Origin of the sequence: Bacillus sp. SIMBA_026, assembly GCF_046535335.1 — a bacterium.
Taxonomy (GTDB): Bacteria; Bacillota; Bacilli; order Bacillales; family Bacillaceae; genus Bacillus; species Bacillus velezensis.
Map to the genome: position 1 here is coordinate 1 of NZ_JAWRWX010000144.1, position 273 is coordinate 273.

Sequence of the window (273 nt, forward strand, 5' to 3'; positions counted from 1 at the left end):
ATTGTATTTTTATCTGAGAAATGCGGATTATGTCGTAGCAAAGTTCCACAGTTAGAGTTTTTGTTACCTGCAGTCAAAAAAGTCGACGTTTCTCTTTGGATCAATTTAATTGACAATGTTTCTGCGAAAGACAGCTTCCTTTCTGAAAGTCCCCTTATCAACAAAGCTATTTCAATAGATAAAGAAATAATTAGGACACTAAATCCAAGAACGGCATCGCCATTCTATTTACTTATCGATCATAAAAAAGAACTTCAGGCTAGCGGAATGATT

1 protein-coding gene is annotated in these 273 nt (G+C 34.8%); it reads left to right on the forward strand.

What is annotated here, in order from left to right; genetic code table 11:
- On the forward strand, positions 1 to 273 hold a 273-nt coding region (locus SB847_RS20990), incomplete at both ends, for a hypothetical protein (protein WP_410578540.1).